At 46.8% G+C, this 20,470-nt stretch carries 30 protein-coding genes; 26 read left to right on the top strand and 4 right to left on the bottom strand.

Translation table 11 applies throughout. From position 1 onward, the window contains the following. The first annotated feature begins 255 nt into the window (after positions 1 to 255). The 7 genes from GL2_RS20990 to GL2_RS20960 all read left to right on the top strand — a co-directional run bounded on the left by GL2_RS20990 (position 256) and on the right by GL2_RS20960 (position 4,162). Positions 256 to 528, top strand: a complete 273-nt coding sequence (locus GL2_RS20990; RefSeq protein WP_172621230.1) for a hypothetical protein — start codon at positions 256 to 258, stop codon at positions 526 to 528. After that, on the top strand, positions 525 to 965 hold the full coding sequence (locus tag GL2_RS20985; RefSeq protein WP_143732663.1) for a hypothetical protein: 441 nt from the start codon (positions 525 to 527) through the stop codon (positions 963 to 965). Before GL2_RS20990 ends, GL2_RS20985 begins: the two co-directional genes overlap by 4 nt. Continuing rightward, entirely contained in the window at positions 958 to 1,200 is a 243-nt protein-coding gene (locus GL2_RS20980; RefSeq protein ID WP_143732662.1) for a hypothetical protein, read from the top strand. Before GL2_RS20985 ends, GL2_RS20980 begins: the two co-directional genes overlap by 8 nt. 19 nt (positions 1,201 to 1,219) lie before the next feature. Continuing rightward, entirely contained in the window at positions 1,220 to 1,459 is a 240-nt protein-coding gene (locus GL2_RS20975; protein WP_143732661.1) for a hypothetical protein, read from the top strand. Continuing rightward, the gene (locus GL2_RS20970; protein WP_143732660.1) at positions 1,456 to 2,445 is read left to right on the top strand and encodes a hypothetical protein; all 990 of its coding nucleotides are present in this window, start codon (positions 1,456 to 1,458) and stop codon (positions 2,443 to 2,445) included. The genes GL2_RS20975 and GL2_RS20970 overlap by 4 nt, the downstream gene beginning before the upstream one ends. A 72-nt stretch (positions 2,446 to 2,517) precedes the next feature. Beyond that, positions 2,518 to 3,006, top strand: a complete 489-nt coding sequence (locus GL2_RS20965; RefSeq protein ID WP_143732659.1) for an SMI1/KNR4 family protein — start codon at positions 2,518 to 2,520, stop codon at positions 3,004 to 3,006. A gap of 412 nt (positions 3,007 to 3,418) precedes the next feature. After that, positions 3,419 to 4,162, top strand: coding sequence for a hypothetical protein (locus tag GL2_RS20960; RefSeq protein ID WP_143732658.1), 744 nt, complete (start codon positions 3,419 to 3,421; stop codon positions 4,160 to 4,162). An 82-nt stretch (positions 4,163 to 4,244) separates the two neighbouring features. Here GL2_RS20960 and GL2_RS22520 read toward each other — a convergent pair whose 3' ends face one another. After that, positions 4,245 to 4,526: a helix-turn-helix domain-containing protein gene (locus GL2_RS22520; RefSeq protein WP_143732657.1), complete on the bottom strand. Its 282-nt coding sequence runs from the start codon at positions 4,524 to 4,526 to the stop codon at positions 4,245 to 4,247. Between the two features lie 316 nt (positions 4,527 to 4,842). Here GL2_RS22520 and GL2_RS20950 point away from each other — a divergent pair, with 316 nt between their 5' ends. Further along, positions 4,843 to 5,091, top strand: a complete 249-nt coding sequence (locus GL2_RS20950; RefSeq protein WP_143732656.1) for a hypothetical protein — start codon at positions 4,843 to 4,845, stop codon at positions 5,089 to 5,091. Here the strand turns inward: GL2_RS20950 and GL2_RS22515 are convergent. The 3 genes from GL2_RS22515 to GL2_RS20935 form a co-directional block, all read right to left on the bottom strand. Continuing rightward, the gene (locus tag GL2_RS22515) at positions 5,088 to 5,339 is read right to left on the bottom strand and encodes an ogr/Delta-like zinc finger family protein (RefSeq protein WP_172621229.1); all 252 of its coding nucleotides are present in this window, start codon (positions 5,337 to 5,339) and stop codon (positions 5,088 to 5,090) included. The two genes, GL2_RS20950 and GL2_RS22515, sit on opposite strands and share 4 nt — an antisense overlap. A gap of 86 nt (positions 5,340 to 5,425) precedes the next feature. Continuing rightward, complete coding sequence (locus GL2_RS20940; RefSeq protein WP_143732654.1) at positions 5,426 to 6,481, bottom strand: phage portal protein; 1,056 nt, start codon at positions 6,479 to 6,481, stop codon at positions 5,426 to 5,428. 12 nt (positions 6,482 to 6,493) lie between these two features. After that, positions 6,494 to 8,254 carry a terminase large subunit domain-containing protein gene (locus tag GL2_RS20935; protein ID WP_232053701.1) on the bottom strand — a complete coding sequence of 587 codons (1,761 nt, stop codon included), beginning with the start codon at positions 8,252 to 8,254 and terminating at the stop codon, positions 6,494 to 6,496. 173 nt (positions 8,255 to 8,427) lie between these two features. Here GL2_RS20935 and GL2_RS20930 point away from each other — a divergent pair, with 173 nt between their 5' ends. From GL2_RS20930 to GL2_RS20850, 18 genes are all read left to right on the top strand, one after another. Further along, positions 8,428 to 9,276, top strand: a complete 849-nt coding sequence (locus tag GL2_RS20930) for a GPO family capsid scaffolding protein (RefSeq protein WP_143732653.1) — start codon at positions 8,428 to 8,430, stop codon at positions 9,274 to 9,276. 50 nt (positions 9,277 to 9,326) lie between these two features. Then, positions 9,327 to 10,376 carry a phage major capsid protein, P2 family gene (locus GL2_RS20925; protein ID WP_143732652.1) on the top strand — a complete coding sequence of 350 codons (1,050 nt, stop codon included), beginning with the start codon at positions 9,327 to 9,329 and terminating at the stop codon, positions 10,374 to 10,376. A 70-nt stretch (positions 10,377 to 10,446) separates the two neighbouring features. Further along, positions 10,447 to 11,154 carry a phage terminase small subunit gene (gene gpM, locus GL2_RS20920; RefSeq protein ID WP_143732651.1) on the top strand — a complete coding sequence of 236 codons (708 nt, stop codon included), beginning with the start codon at positions 10,447 to 10,449 and terminating at the stop codon, positions 11,152 to 11,154. A 95-nt stretch (positions 11,155 to 11,249) separates the two neighbouring features. Further along, positions 11,250 to 11,714, top strand: coding sequence for a head completion/stabilization protein (locus GL2_RS20915; protein WP_143732650.1), 465 nt, complete (start codon positions 11,250 to 11,252; stop codon positions 11,712 to 11,714). A 2-nt stretch (positions 11,715 to 11,716) separates the two neighbouring features. Further along, positions 11,717 to 12,205, top strand: coding sequence for a phage tail protein (locus GL2_RS20910; protein WP_143732649.1), 489 nt, complete (start codon positions 11,717 to 11,719; stop codon positions 12,203 to 12,205). Beyond that, complete coding sequence (locus GL2_RS20905) at positions 12,195 to 12,842, top strand: phage virion morphogenesis protein (RefSeq protein WP_143732648.1); 648 nt, start codon at positions 12,195 to 12,197, stop codon at positions 12,840 to 12,842. Before GL2_RS20910 ends, GL2_RS20905 begins: the two co-directional genes overlap by 11 nt. An 8-nt stretch (positions 12,843 to 12,850) precedes the next feature. Beyond that, a complete protein-coding gene (locus GL2_RS20900; protein ID WP_143732647.1) occupies positions 12,851 to 13,960 on the top strand; it encodes a DUF2586 domain-containing protein in 1,110 nt (369 codons plus the stop codon). Positions 13,961 to 14,015: 55 nt separating this feature from the next. Beyond that, positions 14,016 to 14,462, top strand: coding sequence for a phage protein (locus GL2_RS20895; RefSeq protein ID WP_143732646.1), 447 nt, complete (start codon positions 14,016 to 14,018; stop codon positions 14,460 to 14,462). Positions 14,463 to 14,471: 9 nt separating this feature from the next. Further along, on the top strand, positions 14,472 to 14,681 hold the full coding sequence (locus GL2_RS20890) for a TraR/DksA C4-type zinc finger protein (RefSeq protein ID WP_143732645.1): 210 nt from the start codon (positions 14,472 to 14,474) through the stop codon (positions 14,679 to 14,681). A gap of 38 nt (positions 14,682 to 14,719) precedes the next feature. Next, positions 14,720 to 15,271: a hypothetical protein gene (locus GL2_RS20885; protein WP_232053700.1), complete on the top strand. Its 552-nt coding sequence runs from the start codon at positions 14,720 to 14,722 to the stop codon at positions 15,269 to 15,271. Beyond that, the gene (locus GL2_RS20880; protein ID WP_143732643.1) at positions 15,268 to 15,750 is read left to right on the top strand and encodes a hypothetical protein; all 483 of its coding nucleotides are present in this window, start codon (positions 15,268 to 15,270) and stop codon (positions 15,748 to 15,750) included. Before GL2_RS20885 ends, GL2_RS20880 begins: the two co-directional genes overlap by 4 nt. Beyond that, positions 15,750 to 16,013 carry a hypothetical protein gene (locus tag GL2_RS20875; RefSeq protein ID WP_143732642.1) on the top strand — a complete coding sequence of 88 codons (264 nt, stop codon included), beginning with the start codon at positions 15,750 to 15,752 and terminating at the stop codon, positions 16,011 to 16,013. Before GL2_RS20880 ends, GL2_RS20875 begins: the two co-directional genes overlap by 1 nt. Positions 16,014 to 16,047: 34 nt before the next feature. Continuing rightward, the gene (locus tag GL2_RS20870) at positions 16,048 to 16,356 is read left to right on the top strand and encodes a putative phage tail assembly chaperone (protein ID WP_143732641.1); all 309 of its coding nucleotides are present in this window, start codon (positions 16,048 to 16,050) and stop codon (positions 16,354 to 16,356) included. A 14-nt stretch (positions 16,357 to 16,370) separates the two neighbouring features. After that, positions 16,371 to 16,538: a hypothetical protein gene (locus GL2_RS21605; protein ID WP_172621002.1), complete on the top strand. Its 168-nt coding sequence runs from the start codon at positions 16,371 to 16,373 to the stop codon at positions 16,536 to 16,538. A gap of 4 nt (positions 16,539 to 16,542) precedes the next feature. Next, positions 16,543 to 18,459 carry a phage tail tape measure protein gene (locus GL2_RS20865; protein WP_143732640.1) on the top strand — a complete coding sequence of 639 codons (1,917 nt, stop codon included), beginning with the start codon at positions 16,543 to 16,545 and terminating at the stop codon, positions 18,457 to 18,459. Next, the gene (locus GL2_RS20860) at positions 18,459 to 18,782 is read left to right on the top strand and encodes a DUF2590 family protein (protein WP_143732639.1); all 324 of its coding nucleotides are present in this window, start codon (positions 18,459 to 18,461) and stop codon (positions 18,780 to 18,782) included. The genes GL2_RS20865 and GL2_RS20860 overlap by 1 nt, the downstream gene beginning before the upstream one ends. Further along, the gene (locus GL2_RS20855; RefSeq protein WP_143732638.1) at positions 18,779 to 19,948 is read left to right on the top strand and encodes a baseplate J/gp47 family protein; all 1,170 of its coding nucleotides are present in this window, start codon (positions 18,779 to 18,781) and stop codon (positions 19,946 to 19,948) included. Before GL2_RS20860 ends, GL2_RS20855 begins: the two co-directional genes overlap by 4 nt. Then, a complete protein-coding gene (locus GL2_RS20850; protein ID WP_143732637.1) occupies positions 19,945 to 20,469 on the top strand; it encodes a phage tail protein in 525 nt (174 codons plus the stop codon). The genes GL2_RS20855 and GL2_RS20850 overlap by 4 nt, the downstream gene beginning before the upstream one ends. Position 20,470: the final 1 nt, after the last annotated feature.

Below are 20,470 nucleotides of genomic sequence, written 5' to 3'. Positions count from 1 at the left end.
AAACGGTAGGGGGCTTCGGAAAGACCGAACCGAGCTAACCGAAACCCAAAAATGCCCGCAAAGCCAATAACCACGCGGGATATAGAGAAACCGGGAAAACGAACTTTTACCTAACCAGGACCGAACCAAGTTAGGAAAAACAAAAACTAGAAACCTAACTTTTTACTTTAAAAAAACCTATATAAATCAATTGGTTAGGTTTTTGGTTCGGTCAGGTGCGGTTTTCAACTGAACCGAAATTAGGGAGCTAAGTGTATGGAAGATAAGGACTTTTTATTGGTGCAGAGGGAGCGGTTAGCCCGGTTCGGTCTTTCCGACACCCCCCCCCTTATATCTGCCGCTACAGACACTTATAGCGAGTCCCACCGCCGCAACTGCCTAGCCTGGCACTTGCTCTGCACCCGTACCCGATCCGAGATAGGGCAGTGGCTGAAGAAGCAGAGCGGGGGTATGGCCGAGGATATGCGCAGCCGCTTGAACCAACTGAAACAGCAGGTACAGGAAATGCGCCGGGAGGCTGAGGAATGAACCAGCGCGGGTTACGCCTTTACCAGACGGTTACTGAATATCAGGTTTACAACGCATGGCTCAATAACGCACAGGTCCACGCCGCCTGTAGTTGGCCAGAGGTTGTGCGTGATCAATTGCTTTTTGGTTGTCTCTATCGTGAGGCCGCCTACACCCATCGCGGGCAGAGCCCGCAACAGTTTTCAAAATACAACAATGAGGAAATCGCTATGCCCGCCAAAGAAGTTTGTGTACTTGATCTAGCTGAAGTTCGCCAAATAAAGCTTGCGCTCGCTTTATGTCGTGAGCGTATCGCCTGCCCGGAAACAACCACCGTAAATAGGCAGGAAGCTGTTCGGGAATTAAGAGCTGCGCAAGATATTTTTGTAGCACATGAAGATCGGGTTTCAGATATTAGAAAGTTAAATAGTGAACTGGGAGGGGCCGCACATGGATAAGAAAACCGTTGCTATTTCAACAGACCTGTTGAATCGCATTGAATATTTGGTTGGGCTTTTAAATGGATACGAAACGCATCTTGTGAACGGAGGATCACTAACGCCTGAGATAGAACGCAATAGTGATTGGGCAAGAAGCCAATTGACAGATTGCGCAATAGACATCTTTGAAGAAATCAGTCTGCCACCTATACAGCCCCAGAACATTCATAAGGTTTCTGGAAAAATTCACTAGGGAAGGTGAAGGATAGCAAATGACTAATGATCAAATGGAAGCCTGGGAAAAAATCGGATCGGTATCAGATAGGGCCAAATTTCTTTTAAGTATTGGCGTGACTGCTGAACTGGAAACTGATGAACCAAATTTAGAATTTCGGGCATGTGTGGGCGATGTACGATTACCCATTACCGGTGCAACAAAATTAACAGCCATAGAAAGGGGTACTACTTGGTTACAGGAAAAAGCCAGTGAAAATGAGGAGGAGAAAAAGTGAATTTCTGGATATATCCAACTGGTGTAGCCGCCCTTATATTTTGCGGAACCTCTGTAGTTTTCACCATAGGTCTCTGGGTATCTATTCCCTCTGCTGAGGGGGAGCCCCTGATATGGGGCATAACTGCTGGTGGGTTGGTGGCGGGTTTGACCGCCGCCGCCCTGGAGTTGTGTAAATTCTCCTTTGCACCTCTCGGTTTATGGTTGAAAAGGAAGGGCCGTTCTATTGGTAATGTTCTGTTGATCTTATGGCCTTTTCTCGTATTAATCAGCATAGCTGCCACTGTTGGCTTTCTGGAAAGCAACACAACAAAGCAACAACAGTCGATAGCTGTTAATAGCGCTGAGTATCAAGCGTTAAAACAACAGTTAAACAGTTACAACCGGCGAATCAACAATATAAACGAGATAATCACCGGTTATAAGGCGGGTAATTTCAAGAAAGTAGCTCTTGAAACAGATGAACGGTTGGATGAACTAGAGGAAAATCGAGATAAGACATTGGCCCAACTTAAAGCCGTACAAGGCAGTACCGCAAATAGCGCCCAGGCGGCTTTTACAGGCTGGGCAACCCTAACCCACTTAGACCCACAAAAACTACAGCATAGCGCTTTCTTGGCGCTCGCTGTAATTACTGATTTGGTAGGGCTGATTGCATTACTAGCATTTAACAGTGCATTAAACGTTTACTCCAATCATTCCCTACAGAGTTGGGGGAAAGGTAAGAATCAACATCAAGGAAAATGTGTAAGTGAAGAGGTAACGCACACAACGATGCCTGAAAATTCTTTAAGCGAGCTACAGCAGGAACTTGCAGAGCGTATAATGGATGGTGAGTTTGGGGCGCGCCCAGTTCTGAGAAAGCTCAACGATAAATTTAAAGGGGGGAACAATTTTGTTAGACCTGTTTTCGAGTATCTGTTACTGAAAGGGGAAATCAAACGAAAAGGGAAAGGTTTTATCTTAGCTTCTTATGATTTGAGGTGATGAATAGCATTGCATTCAGAGTTCTTCTTAACGCAGAATGTGGCCCAGGTATTACAACTGAGAAATTTTAATATGGAATTTTTGGCAAGGCTGTCTAAATATGCAGAAAATCTCGCAGCCGTTATTGGTGAGCCTGACCCAAATATATTTGAGGCGGATTCAAAAACGATTCGTGAAATTGAAAAAAATATAGGGTTGAAATTTCCGGTAATCTATGTTGACTTTCTAAGGGTTTTCGGTAGGGGGCCAAAGAGGTTAAATGAGCTGTGCGGCTTTATGCTTATTGATTGTTTGATAGAGTTTCAAGAAGAGGTCAGGGAAGAGTTAGAAGAGGAAGGTGATAGTGATAAATTACTAAGTAGTAGTTTTGTTTTTAGGTGTATAGATGGCGCTGAATTACTTTTCTTCGAGTGTAGCGCCGATGCTAATCCAATAGTATATGAAATAAGTTATGGAAGAGATGGAGCGGAAGTTAACTCCACGGGGGAAACATTGGAGGAGTACATAGAAATCGCAATTAGAGATCTACTACGGGGAGCTGACGTAGAACCTAAGAAGTAATTCATCTATTTCCACACCTATAGTGGTTCAAAGTTGATCTGACATTTATCAATTTTTCTATTGGTGGTTAGTCAGGTCAGCTTCAATATGCTATTCCTTCCCTCTAGACCTTTTATCGTGATGAGTTCGTGCGCTAGAATTTAGCGCATGATTTATCTTGCAGTGTTATTTGATATGTTAATATCCATATTAAAGCCAGAGATCCGCTCTGGGGAGTGAATTACTTGTTTTATTTAATCCCCGTTATTTTGTCGTACTGTTTTTGATTATCAGAGAAAATAATCGTTTACAAATTGCTAATATAGCAGGAGTATAGCTTTTTAGTTGTTAATCGGTTATATCTGATGCTCTAAGGTTTTTAATCTAATTATATTTAAAAGATTACATAAGGATCTCCCCAAGGAGGGTATAAATGCCATTTATAAGCGAATTGAAATCAATTGGTAATGAATTGATTGAATGTGATGTTTCCCGTGAAACTGTCAATGAGTTGATAAGAGGTGTTGCTGCCAGGATATCTACCGATTGGAATTCTACCATGAGTGATTTACCTGGTCATTTGTACGAAATCACAAAGCTCAGGAAGCTTTACAGGACGGGTAGAGTTGTGTTGGAAAATGACAGTTATGGTGATCAGTTTTACGAGTCGAAAGAAAGGACTACTGTTACCCAGCAGAAGTGGTCCACAGCGACTTCTCAAAGAGGTGCCTTGAGAAATGTTAGCCTCGCACTGACACAGCTAACTGGTGAGAAGGGTGAGAATCCGCCTGCGGCCTCGAACAGGTTGATTGCGGATGTAGTTATTGCTGGTATCTCCGAGGAAGGTTTTCGAGGTAAATTGGATAGTTATTTGGATACAGGCGTCAAGAGTTTTGCAAAAAATGATATGCCAGAAGTATATAAGAGTAAAGAATGGGGGGTTCGAGTTACCCACAGAGATAATGATCAGCCAAATTTAAGCAAAAAGAAGTTTTATTCATTTGGTGAGGATGGCAGTGTAACTCTAACAAAAAGTTCAGAAAAGGAAAGAAAAGAGATCAACGATGTTATTAGTATGATGATACTGGCCACTGATGATTATAAAGTCAAGGGCAAGGATAAACTTAAAAGGGAGATTCAAGAGTTGGCCCAAAGTTTCCTAGCGGCTCAGAGTTGACTTTAATAGAGCACCTTCTAATAACTAGACATTAGTAAATAATTATCGTGGGCTGCTTTTCAGCCCCTTTCTCCTTCTTCTATCATCTCTCTTTTTTCTCATGCTTATAAACCATTTCCAAATGCTTAAGAACTAGCGTCCTATGATCTTGGTTCAACTCCGATAGGATTTTCATATAGAAAAGAGCCTCCTCCTCATGGGCTCTATCAGTTCCTTCTGGGTAAAGAATTGTAGATACAGAAACCTCCAAGATACAGCACCAATCAGCAAGGAGTTCCGCGGGGATAGCTTGGTCTCCGTGTTCCATTTTGGAAAGGCTGGTCGGATGGACTCCAAGCTTGTTGGCCAATTCTTGACCTGTCATGCCAGTCTGTGTTCGAGAGCGTCGTAGCTGGTAGGCGATTGAGGACCTTTTGCTTGAATAGTCAGGTACGCGAGGGTTGGTCAATTACTGTACACCTTAATTCAACAGCGGGCTGCTTACAGGTTGTGTAAAAATCACCCAAAATTTCGATATTAGAAATCCCTTTCACGTAATATTTCGATATTAGAGATATAAAATAAATTCCATTTACAGCTGTGATTCTTTGATGGTAAAAGATTTTTACGTTAGCCACTTGGAGGGAAAATTTTCCTAAAGAGTGGGTGTGAATGCTTAGTTTAAAGATGGAGTTTTAGACATGACTAACGCAAAACGTAAGACCGTCAACCTGCCAAATTCTCTTGTGGCTGTAGTGGAACAACGGAGAATACAGTTTGTGAAAGAGCTATCTGATTTGCGGCTGGCTCTTAAAATGTTTGGGGGGGATGCTCCGCAAGAATCAAGAGTAGCCTATCTAAATCTGATTGATCGGGAATTAATGCGGATACAAGAGGGGGTTAATGATGACCTGCGACAATTACCAGATTGGCTTACAAGCCAAGTTTAGCTTGTAGCCAGTTGTTTTAGCAGCTCGTTGCGCTCTGTAGTGGGCATGGTATTTATCAAGCCTAAAAGCAGGGCGCGACGATCTGTAGCGGGTGGGCAAATAGTGTGTTTAAAACTTAGGTCCATTACGAAAGTGTGCCCGCAGTCAGTGTTTTTACAAGCGCAATAGAGCTGTGAAAGCTTAGGGTCAAGATCTTTTCTGCTGGTTATCGTTGCTTTGCTACCACACTTGATACAGTTTATAAGCATTCCACCATCACCTTCTTCTCTGAAGCATCCGCTCATTTTACTACCTTGGTATAACATGTAAATTAAAAAGCATTGAAATTATACTTTTAGTTTTGAGTGTGGGCGAAATCTGGTTGAGTAAACTCAATCTTCTTTCCCCTTGGCAATAATTCATTAAGCTCTAAGAAAACATTCTGCATTGGTAGCACCTCGTTTTCGTAGTAAACGCGGTCTATTTTTTCAATATCACCAAAGCCACCGTTGTTCTCTGGCATAACCCCAGCAAGGGCGGGTTGGATTCGCCAGCTGCTGAGGATGTCGTTTCGGCTCAAATCCTTAATTTTTGCAAACTCATCTTTAGTGGCAATGTCACCCACAGGAATAATCTGGACGCTCTTTTCTTTCCCGTCAGGAATGTTGATGAACATTGAACGGAAGTTGCCGACCCCCTTGCTCTGTTCAATCTGGGATTGGATACGTTCTTTGTCTTTTTCACCCAGGTTTTTATCAGCGGTGTAGAAAATGTACCCCATGTGCGCCCCGTTGTTGTAATACTTGCGCCGGAATAGGGTGCTATCTTCATTCAGCAGAACAGACTGGACCCCGCCCAGGTACTGGGGCCTGCCGTATATCTGCTGGGTTGGGTCATATTCTTTCAGTTGGACCACTTCGCCCGGCTCAAATGGGATTGGATCTGCTCCGTTCGGTTGCAACATGCAATAGCGATCTTTTTCTTTCATCCGGCGAATATTAAATGCCGGTAAGTGTGCCAGGCGCAGGAAGTGGCCAAACGGGTTAAATATCCTTTTGAAATAACAATGCCCGAATACAGAGTGATCAAAACCAGCGTTTGCTAAACACTCGGGCCGTAAAACCTTATTGGGGGCATACCATTTACGCAAAAGGTTACGTTTGAAAAATGGAATAGTACCGTGGTGGGCATTGGCACCCAGCAAGCTTACCAATCCTTTCTGACTTATTGGCGGCTCGTAGTAGTCACCGTTGGGCTGTAGAAAGGTGCCGAGATAGTCGCCCCAGTTACCACCCAATACCGGTTCAGGCTCGCCAAAGCTAAATAACAGTGGATCATTATCATTCCTGACTTCTGCTTTTAAATTTTGCTTAGCGGCTTTCGCTTTGAATCTTTTGTTCTTGCGTCCCATGGTCTGTACTCGTTAGCTGGCAAAGGCTACGGTTGTTGTTTGCTGTTGACGGTTTAGGGGTTCGTTGCTGAGGGCGTGCATTAGTGCCCAGGCCACGTCCGCATGCCCGGTGCTGCTGGTGCGATTGGCTGCATAAGTGATTTGGTCGTTACCGGTGGTGGTTTGGTGAATCTGCATAAACGCCTGCGGTAAATCGGTGTGCTCTGCGTCCCACTCAACCCGGCCCGATTCGATAACATCCTGCGCTTTTAGCACTAGGTTGGTTTTAGTGCTAATGCCGTAGGTAATGGGGGTAACGCCGGGGAAGAAACCCTGTACCATTTCATAAACACCAGACCCAGGTCCGGTACAGTCAACACCGATAAATTGCACATTGTATTTTTCGGTAAGCTCTTTGATTCGCTCCGCCTGCCACTGCCAAGCGCGATTGCGCATGACAATTTTTTCTAAAACCCGGAATTTACCACCAGATTTTAATGGAGGCGCAATCACTACAACTGCTGCACCATCGCCACTGCGGGACGGATCGTAGCCAATCCAAACGGGATGATTACCATATGGGCGTACTTTATCAATTTTGAAATCACGCCATGTTTCCTTGGAATCTATAGAGCAATTAAGAAGGTCTCCGAGCTTAAAGACTGATAGTCCCGCCTCCATAAAGGCGCACATATATTTATTATTGAATGCTGGTGTACTGTTCTCTATTTTTAACTGTTCAATGTCAAATAGGTCACACCCTTGTTCCTCCGCATCCTTAATGGTGACAATGTTCCTCCATATCTTATCCGGGCCGAGCAGGCCTTGCTTTAATGCCTTGTGGCTTAAATCAAAATCTACTTTGTTTTTTCTTTCCTTGTTAAAGTTTTCCCCGCTCCACATTGCGTAGGCGCCATGACTTTTTATTGATGGTACTGAAAAGTATGTAAGACGCCATTTCTTATGCGTCGCCATACCGGACGCTAAGTTGTTGGTGTTTTCAAAATCAGGAATCCAAAACACTTCATCTGCATAAAAGTGACCATGGTATCCTTGCGCGGTCCTTCCATTCGTTGATACAAATCGTAATTCAGCACCGTTTGATAGTTCCATGAAATCTGCTCCTTTAAGTTCAAGGTCAAAATATTCGCGTGCGAATTTAATGATGTAGGCTTTGAAAATCTCAGCTTGGCTGCGGCTGGCGGATAGGAATATCTGGTTGTCACCGCTAAGTATTGCGTCCTCGAAAGCTTCCCAGGCAAAATAGTAGGTAGCCCCGATCTGGCGTGACTTAAGAATAAAGCGGGTTCGTTGGTCCTTGTTTTCGTGCCAGCGGTGCTGATATTCATAGAACAACTCCTTACGGATTTCCTCAAGTTGCTCTGCGGTTATCCCGCTAATATCGTTTCTTGTCTTTTTCTTTTTACCTTTCCCGTCTCCGCGTTCCCCTCGTGAAGCTGCGGCTTTCTCCTTGGCTGCGCGTGCTTTCTTTATGTCAATACCGGCGAGTTTATCTAGCAGGTTGCTTAGGCGCTCTATCTCCTTGAAATCTTCATTAGTTTTGTTGGGCTTTTCAATGAGGACAATAAGTCGGCGAGACGTGGCTTGTTCCACAGTCTCATGCTGGAGCATTTCATCCCATTTACCTTTCTCCGCCCACTGGTAAACCACCCGTGCATTGTTCAGGTTTAATTGATCCGCTATTTCTCGTGCGCTCAATCTGCGCAACCACATAATTTTAGCGGCTTGTTTGATTTCGTCTGAGTAGTTAGCCATGCCGCGCAGTTTACGCAAGGAAAGTCTTTTTTTGCGTAGTTCTATTCCTGAAAATTCCTATATCTCAGAAATAGGAATTTGTAGGAATTTATCTGATTGTTTGCCTTGCTCTACCTCTTTAAATTTGGAGTCCTCAGAGCGGCAGAGTCCGCACAGTAAAAAAACACTCAAACTTTGATACCGGGCAGACAATGGCAAGAAACCTAAAAACAGGATGGGTTGTTTTGGCTACCAGTGGATCGGTTGTGCATGGGGCTGAAGATGGTCGCACGATAGAGAAGCAATGGCTGGAAGATATGGCAGAAACCTATAACGCCAAAATTCACACAGCCAGAATTTGGCCAGATCATCGCCGTTACGTTAATGGCGGAAAAGTTCTAGCCCTGAAGGTCGAGCCAGCAAAAGAAGCTGAACTTAAGGGTGAGATACAGCTCTATGGAATTCTTGCTCCAAATGACTTCTTAATTAGCGCAAATCGCCATGGCGACTATACGCACCCTTCTATAGAGCTTGGAGATAATTACCGTGGAACAGGGAAGTTCTTTCTTAGTGGTCTTGGCGTAACAGATCAGCCAGCAAGCTGTGGTGCCTCGGAACTTCTCTTTTCCAAGCAAAATGGAGAAGAGGAAAAGGTAACTGTATTTTTAGGTGATCAAATCAATGTTGCAGAATCCTTGGAAGAGGATAACAGCATCTTTAAACGTATTTTCAGTAGGCAAGCCGAACAAAAACCAAATACCCATCAATTACAGGACGGTGAAGACATGCCATTAAGTGAAGAGCAAATGGGCGAGTTGAAGAGTTCTATTAAAAGTGAAGTCGAAAGCGCATTTTCCAGTTTGAACTTAAAGCCAAAGGGAAACAACGAAACAGAATCCGATGATGACGAATCGGAAACCGTGCCACGTAGTGAATTTAATCAGGTGAAGCAGGAGCTGGATGAGTTGAAAACCCAGTTCTCAGAAGCGTTGAATCAGGAAACGCCCGGTACACATACCCCTGAAGGTACCGGCGGTGACGCAACCGAGCGTGTGCTTTAACAGAATTTTTGTATTTAACCCTTAAAGACAAATTACCGGACTGAAAAATTATGAACCCTAAAACCAGTAAATTATTTGCGGCAATGTTGACTGCCATGGCTGCAACCTACGGCGTAGCCAGTGTATCTAATGAATTTAGCGTTCAACCCACAGTGGCCCAGGAACTATCGGACGCGATTGTCGAGAGCCATGAGTTCCTTCAAAAAATCAATGTGTTACCCGTTGAGCAAATTAAGGGTGAGAAAATTCTAGGTTCAGTAACTGGCTTGGTGGGTAAACGCACCGATACTGAAAATGAAGACCGTCAAACCAGCGAAGTGCTTTCCCTTGGTAGTAAAAAATACGAGTTGTTTTCTACAGAGTTTGATACTCATATCCGCTGGGTAACCATTGATTCTTGGGCGAAGTTTCCAGATCTGTCTAAACGCTATGGGGAGTGGGTACGCAAGGCAATCGCTCTGGCACGCATACGTACTGGTTGGTTAGGTACTCACGCAGCAGAACTTAAAACTGATAAAGCCTCCTATCCCAATGGTGAAGATGTCAACAAAGGTTGGTTGCAGTTGTGCCGGGAATATGACGGTGGCAGCCACTGGTTTGATGGCTCTGAAGGAACCCAGGCGGCAAACAAAATCCGCATTGGTGCTGGTGGTGATTTTGAAAACCTGGATTCTGCGATTCATGCTTTAAAGCAAATGATTAACCCTCTTCATCGGGGCGCCAAGGATTTAGTGGCAATTGTTGGCGAGGATCTTATCGCCGAAGAAAAGGCCGCTCTTTATAAAGCGTTGGGCCAAAAGCCCAGTGAGAAAGAGCGAATAGAAAAAGAGGTGGTGACAAAGGTCTATGCAGGTCTACCTATTGTTACCGACGTTGCATTCTTTCCTTCGCGCGGAATCTTTATTACCAGCCTGGACAATCTTTCCATTTATTTTCAATCAGATAGCTGGAGGCGTGAAGTAGCAAACGCTACCAAGCGGAAGCGCGTCGAGGACTACAACTCTGTAAACGAAGGCTATGTGCTGGAAGATGAAGAAAAAACAGCGGGCCTAGAATTTGCCAATGTACAACTTCCTGACGGCAACGGCGGCTGGGCATAGGTGAGCGGCATTTCCCTCGGTCTTCGGGCCGGGGGCTTTTTAAAAATCAAAATTAAAACAGGTTAAGAAAATGCCGTTTATTACTTTGCAACATCAGGCCAAGTGTAAAGCCAAAGTGAAAGCAGAAAAGATTCAGGAAGATTTGGAGCAAGGCACGGTTGAGCCTGAAATTTTGGTTGAAGCTGCTGAAGATGATAGCTCTCGCGATTTGGTTCAAATATCTCTTGATCGGGATCTAGAGCTTTTAAAAGAGCGTGCCGACATTAAAGAAAAGATTGAGCTTAAGCGTCAATTGTTGCCTAAGTATCTGCCACTGGTAGAAATGTACCGAGGAAAAGGTGAGCGCTACCAGAATTGGCCCCTGGTGTACTGCACCATCTGGGCCTTGGATGTTGGGCAAATTGAAACGGCATTGAAACTTGCCAAGTTTGCAGTTGAGCAGCAGCAAAAACTACCAAGCTTCTTCAAGTCTGCTGACTTACAAACTTTTATGGTCGAAGGGTTCCACGATTGGGCCTTAGAGCAATTCAAACAAAACGGCAGTGCTTCCCCTTATCTCGATGAGGTTGTGCAACTGGTGAAAACTGAAACGTGGCCAGTAACCAATACCATTGTACTCAGCAAACTATACAAGGTGGCCGGCATGTTTGCTGAGCGTGCGGGAGAGATTAAAGCCGCCGTGTCATGGTTCGAAGCCGCAGAAGAATCTAACCCTGGTAAAGCGGGTGTAAAAACCCGGCTTCAGGTTCTCTATAAAAAAATAGAAAACAATTCATAAAAGTTCCACCACCCGCGCGGGCCAGTGGGGCGCCTGTCGCCCTGAGCGTTCAAGCAAACCACTTGGCGCCGCGTTTTTAAATATGGACTTGCTTTATGAGCTTTACCGGAAGACCTGACACCTACTTGGAAGCCGTTATAGAAAACAACGGTTTTTTCCCCGACCTTACATTGGGTGATTTCCAAAAAATGTACGGTGTGCCGGCGGACATAATGCAGGAGAAGACAGAGCACCTATTGCGGCTGTCAATTCTTGATGTCAATGACAGTTTGATTGATGAGCAAGCGGCATGGCAGGCAGCGGGACACGCAACCCTGGAAGCTGTACCCGCGCAGAAGATAGGCGGAAAAAGCCGGTTAATTATTCAGTACCAGCGCGCCGTGTTTGCACAAGCAACAGCTATGGCTTTTCGACAATCAGCGACTATTACCCGGCGCGAGATTGGAGAAAACAAAGCAGCGGAAAGTCTGGAAACAGAGCAGATGTATCGCGCAGAGTCTGACAAGGCGATACGTAAACTGCGCGGCATTGAAACCAATATCACTGTGGAGTTGATCTAGCGATGGCCGGCAGAAAACTACAAGCCATTTTTTCCCACTTACGTTCCGCCAATCTGGTAGCTGATACAAAGATTGAATCCTTTATGGATGACGTAAAGGTGGAGGCTTGCAGCAAAGATCTAGGCAACGGCATTCGCGTAAGTCGGGTTGAATATAGAGCGGAAATAATCATTGAAGAATTTATTGGAGATTCGGCCTTTGTTTTCGCCCTAGTCACTACCTGGCTTATGGAGCACGACAGCGAACGCCACCACGACAGGGTTGCTGAACCGACAATCGAAGTCACGCCAGTTGATAAAAAATCCGTAGATATTGAAATTTCAATTCCATTTTTTGAGAGCGTCGATTTAGTCCCGGATGACAACGGACCCATTAATTACTTGGGGGAAAACTGGGCGGTGGCCGTTGTGCCGATTGATGAACCAAACCAAGTAGCAGTTGGGGACAACAAAGATTTACCAACAGACGCCCCGTACCCCAATGCAAATTGATCTAAGCGGACATTTAAAAGTGCGGCAGCAATTGCAGCTGCTGAAGATGCCACCAGCAAAGCAACGGCGCGTGGGGGCAATCATAGCTCGCAAGGTACGTACCTACAGCCGCAAACGGTTGCGCGAGCAGAAAGGATTGGATGGTAAAGCTTGGGAGAAGCGCAAAAAAAAGGACCGTAAAAAAATGTTGCGCGGCCTTAGTAAAAAGATGCGGTCTAAGGGCGTTGAGTTAGGTGGTGAAGTTTTCTTTGTCGATGGTAAAACCGCCGAGATTGCGCACCAGCACCAGTACGGCGAGCCGGAAGAGTGGACCAGCAAGAAAGCGGAAAAGGTTTATGGCCAGCCGGACTACGGCGCGCCGGCGACAAGTTATCAGGCACGGGCACTGAAGAAAGAAGGCTACAAAGTGCGCTTGCCCGGTGGGCGAAAAAAGAAACCCACCATGCGATGGATAAAGGAAAACCTCAGCCTTGGGCAAGCGGGATTGATATTAAGAACACTGCGCGATGACCCACGATTAAACCGTTGGGTCATTGAGTTACCAGAACGTGATTTTTTAGGGGTTACAGAACGGGAAGTCTCCGAACTGGCCAGCAAAATATTTGATGAAACAAGCGGACGCGTTAAAGGCGCATAGGGGGCCAAATGGCACTGGGCAAGGTAACAGTCAATAACTTGAATTTGGGGCAGGGAAGCTTTGACGAAATTGAACGCAAGGCGCTTTTCCTGGGTGTGGGCGATACCAGCAAGGGAAGTGTGGTAGCGCTGAACTCTCAAAGCGACCTGGACCAGATGTTAGGGGCCAATGAATCGCAACTGAAAACTCAGGTGGCCGCCGCACAGGCAAACGGCGGGGAGAACTGGCAAGCCTGGGCTTTTCCCCTGGATGTATCCGACGATTGGAAGGTGGGCCTGGATACCGCTATGCAGAGCGTTTCCCCAGAGCTTGTGGCGGTCTGTACCCCAGCTTTGGCCGCTAACGACCTGGATGTAGCCTTTGCCAAGGCGGAGAGCATCAGAACCAGCATGGGGCGGCGTGTAGCAATGCTTGTGGCTACCCCCGGCATCGATGACACCAGCCAAACCTGGAGTGACTACCTGGCAGCACAGGCAGCCATTGTGGAGCCGGTGAGGGCCTACCGCCTATCACCAGTCCCTCTGTTGCACGGGAATAACCTGGGCGTGTTGGTGGGGCGCTTGTGCAACCGTGCGGTGACTATTGCCGATACCCCTATGCGCGTTGAAACGGGGCCCGTGTTGTCGCTGGGATCGGTCCCGAATGATAAGGACTCCATACCCTTAGACAATGCCATGCTCGCCAGCCTGGATGCGCTGAGGCTATCCGTACCCCAGACCTATACAGATTACTCCGGCACTTACTGGGGTGACTGTAACTTACTGGATGCTGAAGGCGGGGATTATCAGGTAATCGAAAACCTGCGTGTCGTGGACAAAGCGGCGCGAGCGATCCGGGTGTTGGCAATTGCGCGCATTGGTAATCGCCAACTGAATAGTACCCCGGCTTCTATTGCCTCAAATAAAACTTACTTTTCCCGACCACTGCGGGAGATGTCACGCGGTATTCAAATCGGCTCAACGGTATTTCCCGGCGAAATCAAAGCGCCGAAGGATGGCGATATAGAAATCTCGTGGCCAACTCGAAATAAGGTGTGGGTGTTTTTCAAGGTTACGCCTTACAACTCACCGAAAGAGATTGTGGTGAATATTGCGCTCGACCTGACAAACGCTGGGTGATTTTAGTTAATAAAAATCACAAATATTAATTTTTAAATACTGGGGGTATTTACCTATGTCCAAATTATCTGGGCGCGATGTTGACGCGATGATCGGTAGTTACCGAGTCAACTTTGATGAAGCCAGCATATCCATAGAAGACGGCACCGGCGCCACTAAAACCCGTGGAATACCTGACGGTTTTCTTCCGGGTGATGTCGCCGCCAGTGGTGAAATCAAATTAAATACCGGGCAGTTCAATATTATTCTTCAGGCCGCTAAAGAAGCGGGTAGCTTTCGGGGATTGCCAACTTTTGACTTGGTATTTAATGCAGAGTCCAGCGATGAAAAGCTCAACATTGAGGCTTTTGATTGCAAGTTAAGTGTTACGGATTTGCTCAACGCCACACAGGGCAATGAACGTTTGATGCACACGATTACTTTTGAGGTGACAGGCCGCGAGTTTGTAAAGGTCAATGGCGTGTCCTACCTGCGCCCCGAAGAAATCGAACGGCTGAACTAAGGGCCTACCATGCCAGACCAATTTGACCGGGCATCACAGCTTGAAGAGGAGGAGCGCAAGCGTTCGCTGGATGCACAGCGCAACCGCACCAACTTCGACAAGCCAAGCCTGGAGAACTGCGAGGATTGCGATGGGCCTATACCGAAAGAGCGGCAAGCCTTCGGCGGTGTGACTCGGTGTGTTGAGTGTCAGGGGTTCTTTGAAAAAACAGGACGGTAATTGAAATGCGGATACGTTACGGAAAATTGCAAACGGCAATGATCAGAAAAGGCTATCGCTTTTTTGACGAAGGTGATTTTAATTTGAACTTGATTGGTATTCGCACAGCGGACAATCAATCCAATTCTTTTAACGATCACTTTGCCGTTGCCTGGCGTTTTGATGGCGTACCGCATTGTCTGGTGTTTCCGGCTACCACCGACCCCGGCACCTTTTGGAGAGAGAACCCGATTAACACCGATGGCACCGCCATTTTAGTTCCTGGGCAGTATCCGGGCCTTTGGCAACTGGGATTACACAGGGGCCAGTATCGCGCCCTGGTACAACGCAAGCCGGCGCGAGTGTACCGAGACAATAACCGGGATTCGGTTATCGATATGGATGCACCTATCGATGACGGCTTGTTCGGTATCAATTGCCATAGAGCCAGCGGAACCCGTGAAAGCCTGCGGGTTGATAAATGGAGTGCTGGTTGCCAAGTGCTGGCTAACCCTTTCGATTTTTCATTGCTGATTGCCTTGTGTGACCGGGCGGCGGAACAGTGGGGAACCACTTTTACTTACACACTATTGGAAGAGGCGGACCTATGAAGCTGTTAAAAAAATTAGTGGATGTTGCTACAGGTGGTATTGGGAAGTTGGCTTTTGATGTGGCTCAGAAATATTTCCCGCCGAGTATGAGCGAGGCCGAACGCTCCAAAGCACGTATGGATTTTGAAAGCATGGAACTCCAACGGGCTAGGGAAGCTGACGAGGCCGCGTTGGAAGCGGAAAAAGCACACACAGAGAGGGTGCGCATTTTGGAGGGTTCCGCTAATGACCTTAAATCAATACCGCTGTTAGGTCCGGTGGTCCTTTTCTTAAGGGGTTGTCAGCGCCCATTCTGGGGGTTCGCCACAATCTATTTGGATTGGCTTTGGTTTAGTGAATGGGCTCTTACAGAGAAGCAGGAAACCGCATTAATTGTTATTAACTTCTTAGTTTTAGGTTTTCTTTTTGGTGAGCGTGCTGTGCGCAATGTAATGCCAATGATTACAGAAGCATTTAGGGCACGCACGGAGGGCAGATAGTGGCAAACCTCACTGAGCAGGAAGCAGAAGCAATTGCGAAGCGGGCGGCAAAGGAAGCCAATGACGAACTACTACAAAAGCTTGGTGTGGATACAGAAAACATTCTGGAGATGCAAAAGGATTTTGCACACTTACGGCGGCAGCGTGTCGCCTCAGATCAAGTAGGGGTATGGACTAAGCGAATAGTTCTAGGAATTGTTCTTTCCGGTCTGTTTGCAACTTTATGGGCTGGATTTAAAACGGCCTTAAATATCAAAGGCTAATTAATCAATAAACTCAAAATTGAGGGAAACCAAAATGGCAAAAGCCACTAAAGAAGTACAAGAAATCACTGACGAAAATACACAAGATTTTAACGCTCACATTGAGGGCCAGGATTTTGTATTCAAAGTCACTCGCGGTGAATACAACAGTTTGGTTAATGTGCTTGGGCCGGGTAACAAGGTGAATGCCTTCCACAACTTTCTGGTTTCCACTGTGAGCGATGATGGCAAGGAGGCACTTGTAAAGATCCTGGCTAATAAACCCGGCAGTGAAATTACTATTGGTACCAATATTTATGAAGCCTACACCCCGGACTTGAACGTAGTTGTAAAAAAGCTTTAGCCCTTGCCGATGCGATGGCAGATAACGGGTATAGCCAATTGTGCGCCTATGCGCGCAAGTGGCTTCCTGGGGAACCACTCACAGTAGATACGTTGGCAACTGCGACTCTGTTAGAGCGGGAACACTGGAAGAACTTTGAAGCGGCTGTAACCAACGGAATCGGCAAAGCCTGGAAGAAATAGCGTAATGAGCACTAAATTTGAAAAGCTGATGTTTCGTATTGGGTTAATTGATACGGCTAGCGGCCCTATCAATAAGATCGATGCGCAAATGCAACGGCTTTCCAATCGTGCCACAAAAGGCGGCGCCATGCTCGGTGGTTCAGCTGCTGGGGCCTGGGCTTTGCATCGCTCACTTTCCGGGCTGCTCGGTCCCTCCATCGAACTTAACCGCGCAATGGGCGAAGTACGAAGCCTGGACGTACACGGCGAAGCCCTGGACAAATTACAGCGCACGGCTATTTCATCTTCCATTAAGTATGGAACCGGTGCCGATGATTTTATTCGGGCCTCTTATGATATTCAGAGCGCAATTGGAGGGTTAGAAGGCGGGGAGCTGGCCAAGTTTACCGAGGCCAGCGCAGTACTTGCGCAAGGCACCAAGGCAGACGTGGGCACCATCACTGATTATATGGGCACCATGTATGGCATTTTTCAGAATGATGCTAAAGAGCTGGGCAATGCCAAATGGGTTGAGATAGTCGCAGGACAAACAGCCACAGCGGTGCAGATGTTTAAAACCAACGGTGCCGAAATGGCTTCTGCCTATTCCGCCTTGGGTGCAGAAGGGCAATCACACAAAATAAAAATGGCCGAACAGATGGCCATTATGGGCCAGCTACAGGCCACCATGAGCGGCAGTGAGTCCGGTACTAAATATAAGGCGTTTTTACAGGGGGTAGGCAAAGCACAGGGCCAGCTGGGGTTACAGTTTACCGATAGCCACGGACGGATGCTCCCGATATTGGATATTCTCGGCAAGCTAGAGGGCAGGCTTGCCGGTTTGGGTTCGGTAGAGCAGGGCCAGTTGTTAATGAAGGCGTTTGGCCGTAAAGAGGCCGTATCCCTGATTCAACAGCTGATGCTAGATACAAAAGGGCTGGCCAATAATATTCAAGCCCTGGGCAACGTAAAGGGTATGGAGAAGGCGCGGCGCATGGCAGCCGAAATTGCCGACCCTTTCGACCGCTGGACCCAAAGTAGTAAAGCAGTGCGCGCGGTGATTGGTAATTCTCTATTACCTGTTATTTCTCCGCTCGTTGAAAAGTTCACCCAGGGAAACGCCACCCTGGTTGACTGGTCCTATAAATTCCCGCACCTCACCAAAGCAATAGGAATCACCACACTAGTGATTGCTGGGCTTATCAGCACGGTACTGTTATTCGCCGCCGTGGGTGGTGTGGTGCAATTAACCATGGCTGGGTTGATAGGGTGGCAGACCGCCTGGACTGGAGCGACAGCACTATGTACCGGTGCTTTTGGACTGCTTACCAAAGGGCTCAAGGCCGCACGGATCGCAACTCTATTATTTAGTTTATCCCTTTACGCCAATCCTATTACATGGATTGCGGTTGCTGTTGTCGGTTTGATTGCAGGGCTGGCAATGCTGGTAATTCATTGGGATACCGTCAAGGCCGCAACCCTTGGGTTTATTAATGGATTTGTTGAGCGCTGGGGTTCTATTCGCAAAGCAATAGAAGGCAATCCAATAACGCGCATTCTAGCCGCGCCGTTTCTGCTGGCCGTTGATGGCGTAGGCTTCCTGTTTAAACAAGTAATGAAGATCCCCGCGCTTTTTACCCGTCTTAAGAATTGGCTAGGCAAATTGAATTTGTTCGATGCGCTGGGCAGTGCTGCGGATTGGGTAGTAGAAAAATTAAACCTGATACCGGGTATCAATATTGAAGCCAGTGTAGATAGAGAACGCACCAGCATTCCCAAAGCTTTAACGCCTCAGTATCAACCAAGCGCTGTGCCAACTGGGGGAATTTCTCAGCATATCCAGAACAACCAGCGCGGCGGTACAACTATCGAAAAAGTGGAAGTGTATAACCCTGTTAGCGGTTATGGCTTTGTTGACGAAATGGAAATGGCGGCGGGCTAATGGCTGAACCTAAATATCAAGACCTGTTGATTGTTAACAATGATATAGCACTCGACTCGGTTGGTGTGCCCATAGGCATTAGCGACCGTGCATCGATTGCGCAGGATATTAAGCACATGATCCGCGAAAGCGGTTTATTAGTGGAGTTGGTCGGTGAAAGACAGGCTGATAAATGGGCCTTGAATCTCTCGCGCTTGGAAAATCTGGTGGAGAGTGACACGCGCATTCAGCCGGGAACGGCAAAGCTAACCCGGCTGGAAAAAGAAATCGTTTTAGTTTTTGCGAAAACTGTCGAGTATCAACATATAGAGTTCACCCTATGAGCGAGCAAGAACTTTTCACAAATCTTTTGAAAGAGGGTGGCGTTCCAACCACTGAAGAGGAAGTGCGCAAGATATTTGAAGGCGATGTTGACGAGGAAAAAGTCGCTTTTACCAATAAGCGGGATATATCGCCCTGGTGGCGTATGGTGACTGAACTCATTACCACCCCGGTTATATGGCTGATTCGAGCGCTAATTAAGTCTGTGATGCCCCAAATGTTTGTGAAGACCGCAAGCGGTGAATTTCTCGCATTACATGCCGATGGGGTAAACCTTGAGCCGAAGAAAAAAGGCAAGGCGCGGGGGTTTGTACAGTTCACCCGTGCTGATAGTTCCGGTTCCCTGGATGTTGTCCAGAATACAGCAATACAAAGCCCGGTAATTAATGGGCGAGTGTATACCCTGCGTACCACAGCAAAAGTTACCTTTACTGACGGTCTGGAAACGGTATTGGCCCCAGTTGAAGCGGAAGAAGCCGGCAGCGCTTACAACCTGGCAGCGGGCTATTACTCTGTTTTGCCGGTGCTGTTGCCTGGTGTTATTGCTGTAACTAATTTGTCTGACTGGTTAACACATCCCGGCACAGATGACGAAGACCCGGAAGAGTTACGCAAGCGCATTCGCACACAGTATCAGGCTGTGAACCAGTGGCATACAGACGCAGTTTACCGGTCACTAATTGCGGGCTTTGATGGGGTGAACGATGACAATGTGTTTTTCAATAGCGATGCACCACGCGGCCCTGGTACTGCGGACGCCTATGTGATGTTTGAGATAGGCAACCCGGATGCCACTTTTATTCAAAGCATACAGCGGAAAATATCCGATGAAGGCAACCACGGGCACGGCGACGATTTAAAAGTGTTTCCCATGCCGGAATCTCAGCATGACATAACCGTCACGGTATACGCGATTGATGGCCTCAGCGGGGATACCAAGGATCATATAAAAGCGGATGTTGAGCACTTTATTCGCGCGGCATTCCGTGAAAATCAAGACTACAAACCAACCCTGGTTAAACCCTGGAGCCGCTTTTCTTTCTCATTCCTGGGGGGAGAGTTACACAGCCAATTTGAATTGCTGCGCGGTGTTGATTTCAATCTTGATTACATCGTTAGTCAGATGAATTTACCGAGAATCAATAGCCTATCGGTGACAGTAGCATGATTAAATTAAAATTATCCTTTTGGTTGGGTGGTCCGCAATTATCCAAACTGGAAAGAGCCACCCAGCGATTCTGGGAAAGGGTGGAAGGCTGGCTTTATTGGCCAGTACGACAGCTGGACCCTGAAACCTGTATACCCGGCGTTTTAGATCTTCTGGCATGGCAAAAGGGGGTAGCGCGGTTTGATGGTGAATCAATGCGGCTGTATCGATTGCGGGTGAAATATGCGTTTGTGAATGCACAGGACGCGGGCAGCGTAGCTGGGCTTAAACGGATCTTTGAACGCTTGTTAATTGGATACGTGGAAATTGAAGAGCGCCTACCGGACAGGGATTGGGATGTAATCAAGTTGCATCTGTCAGATCAGCAAATGGCAGATAACCCGGAACTATTACAAATCATTTTGCGCAAGTATGGCCGCTTGTGCCGTCGCTATGAGTTTGAAGTTTTAACACCACTACAAGTGCAATTGCGCACGGCGGATTGTGGGCACGATAACGGATTCTTAAAGGCTTCATTGTAGG

The sequence above is a fragment of the Microbulbifer sp. GL-2 genome (assembly GCF_007183175.1).
In the GTDB taxonomy this organism is placed as follows: Bacteria; Pseudomonadota; Gammaproteobacteria; order Pseudomonadales; family Cellvibrionaceae; genus Microbulbifer.
Note: the sequence above shows the minus strand (reverse complement) of the source record. Positions and strands in the feature narration are given on the sequence as shown.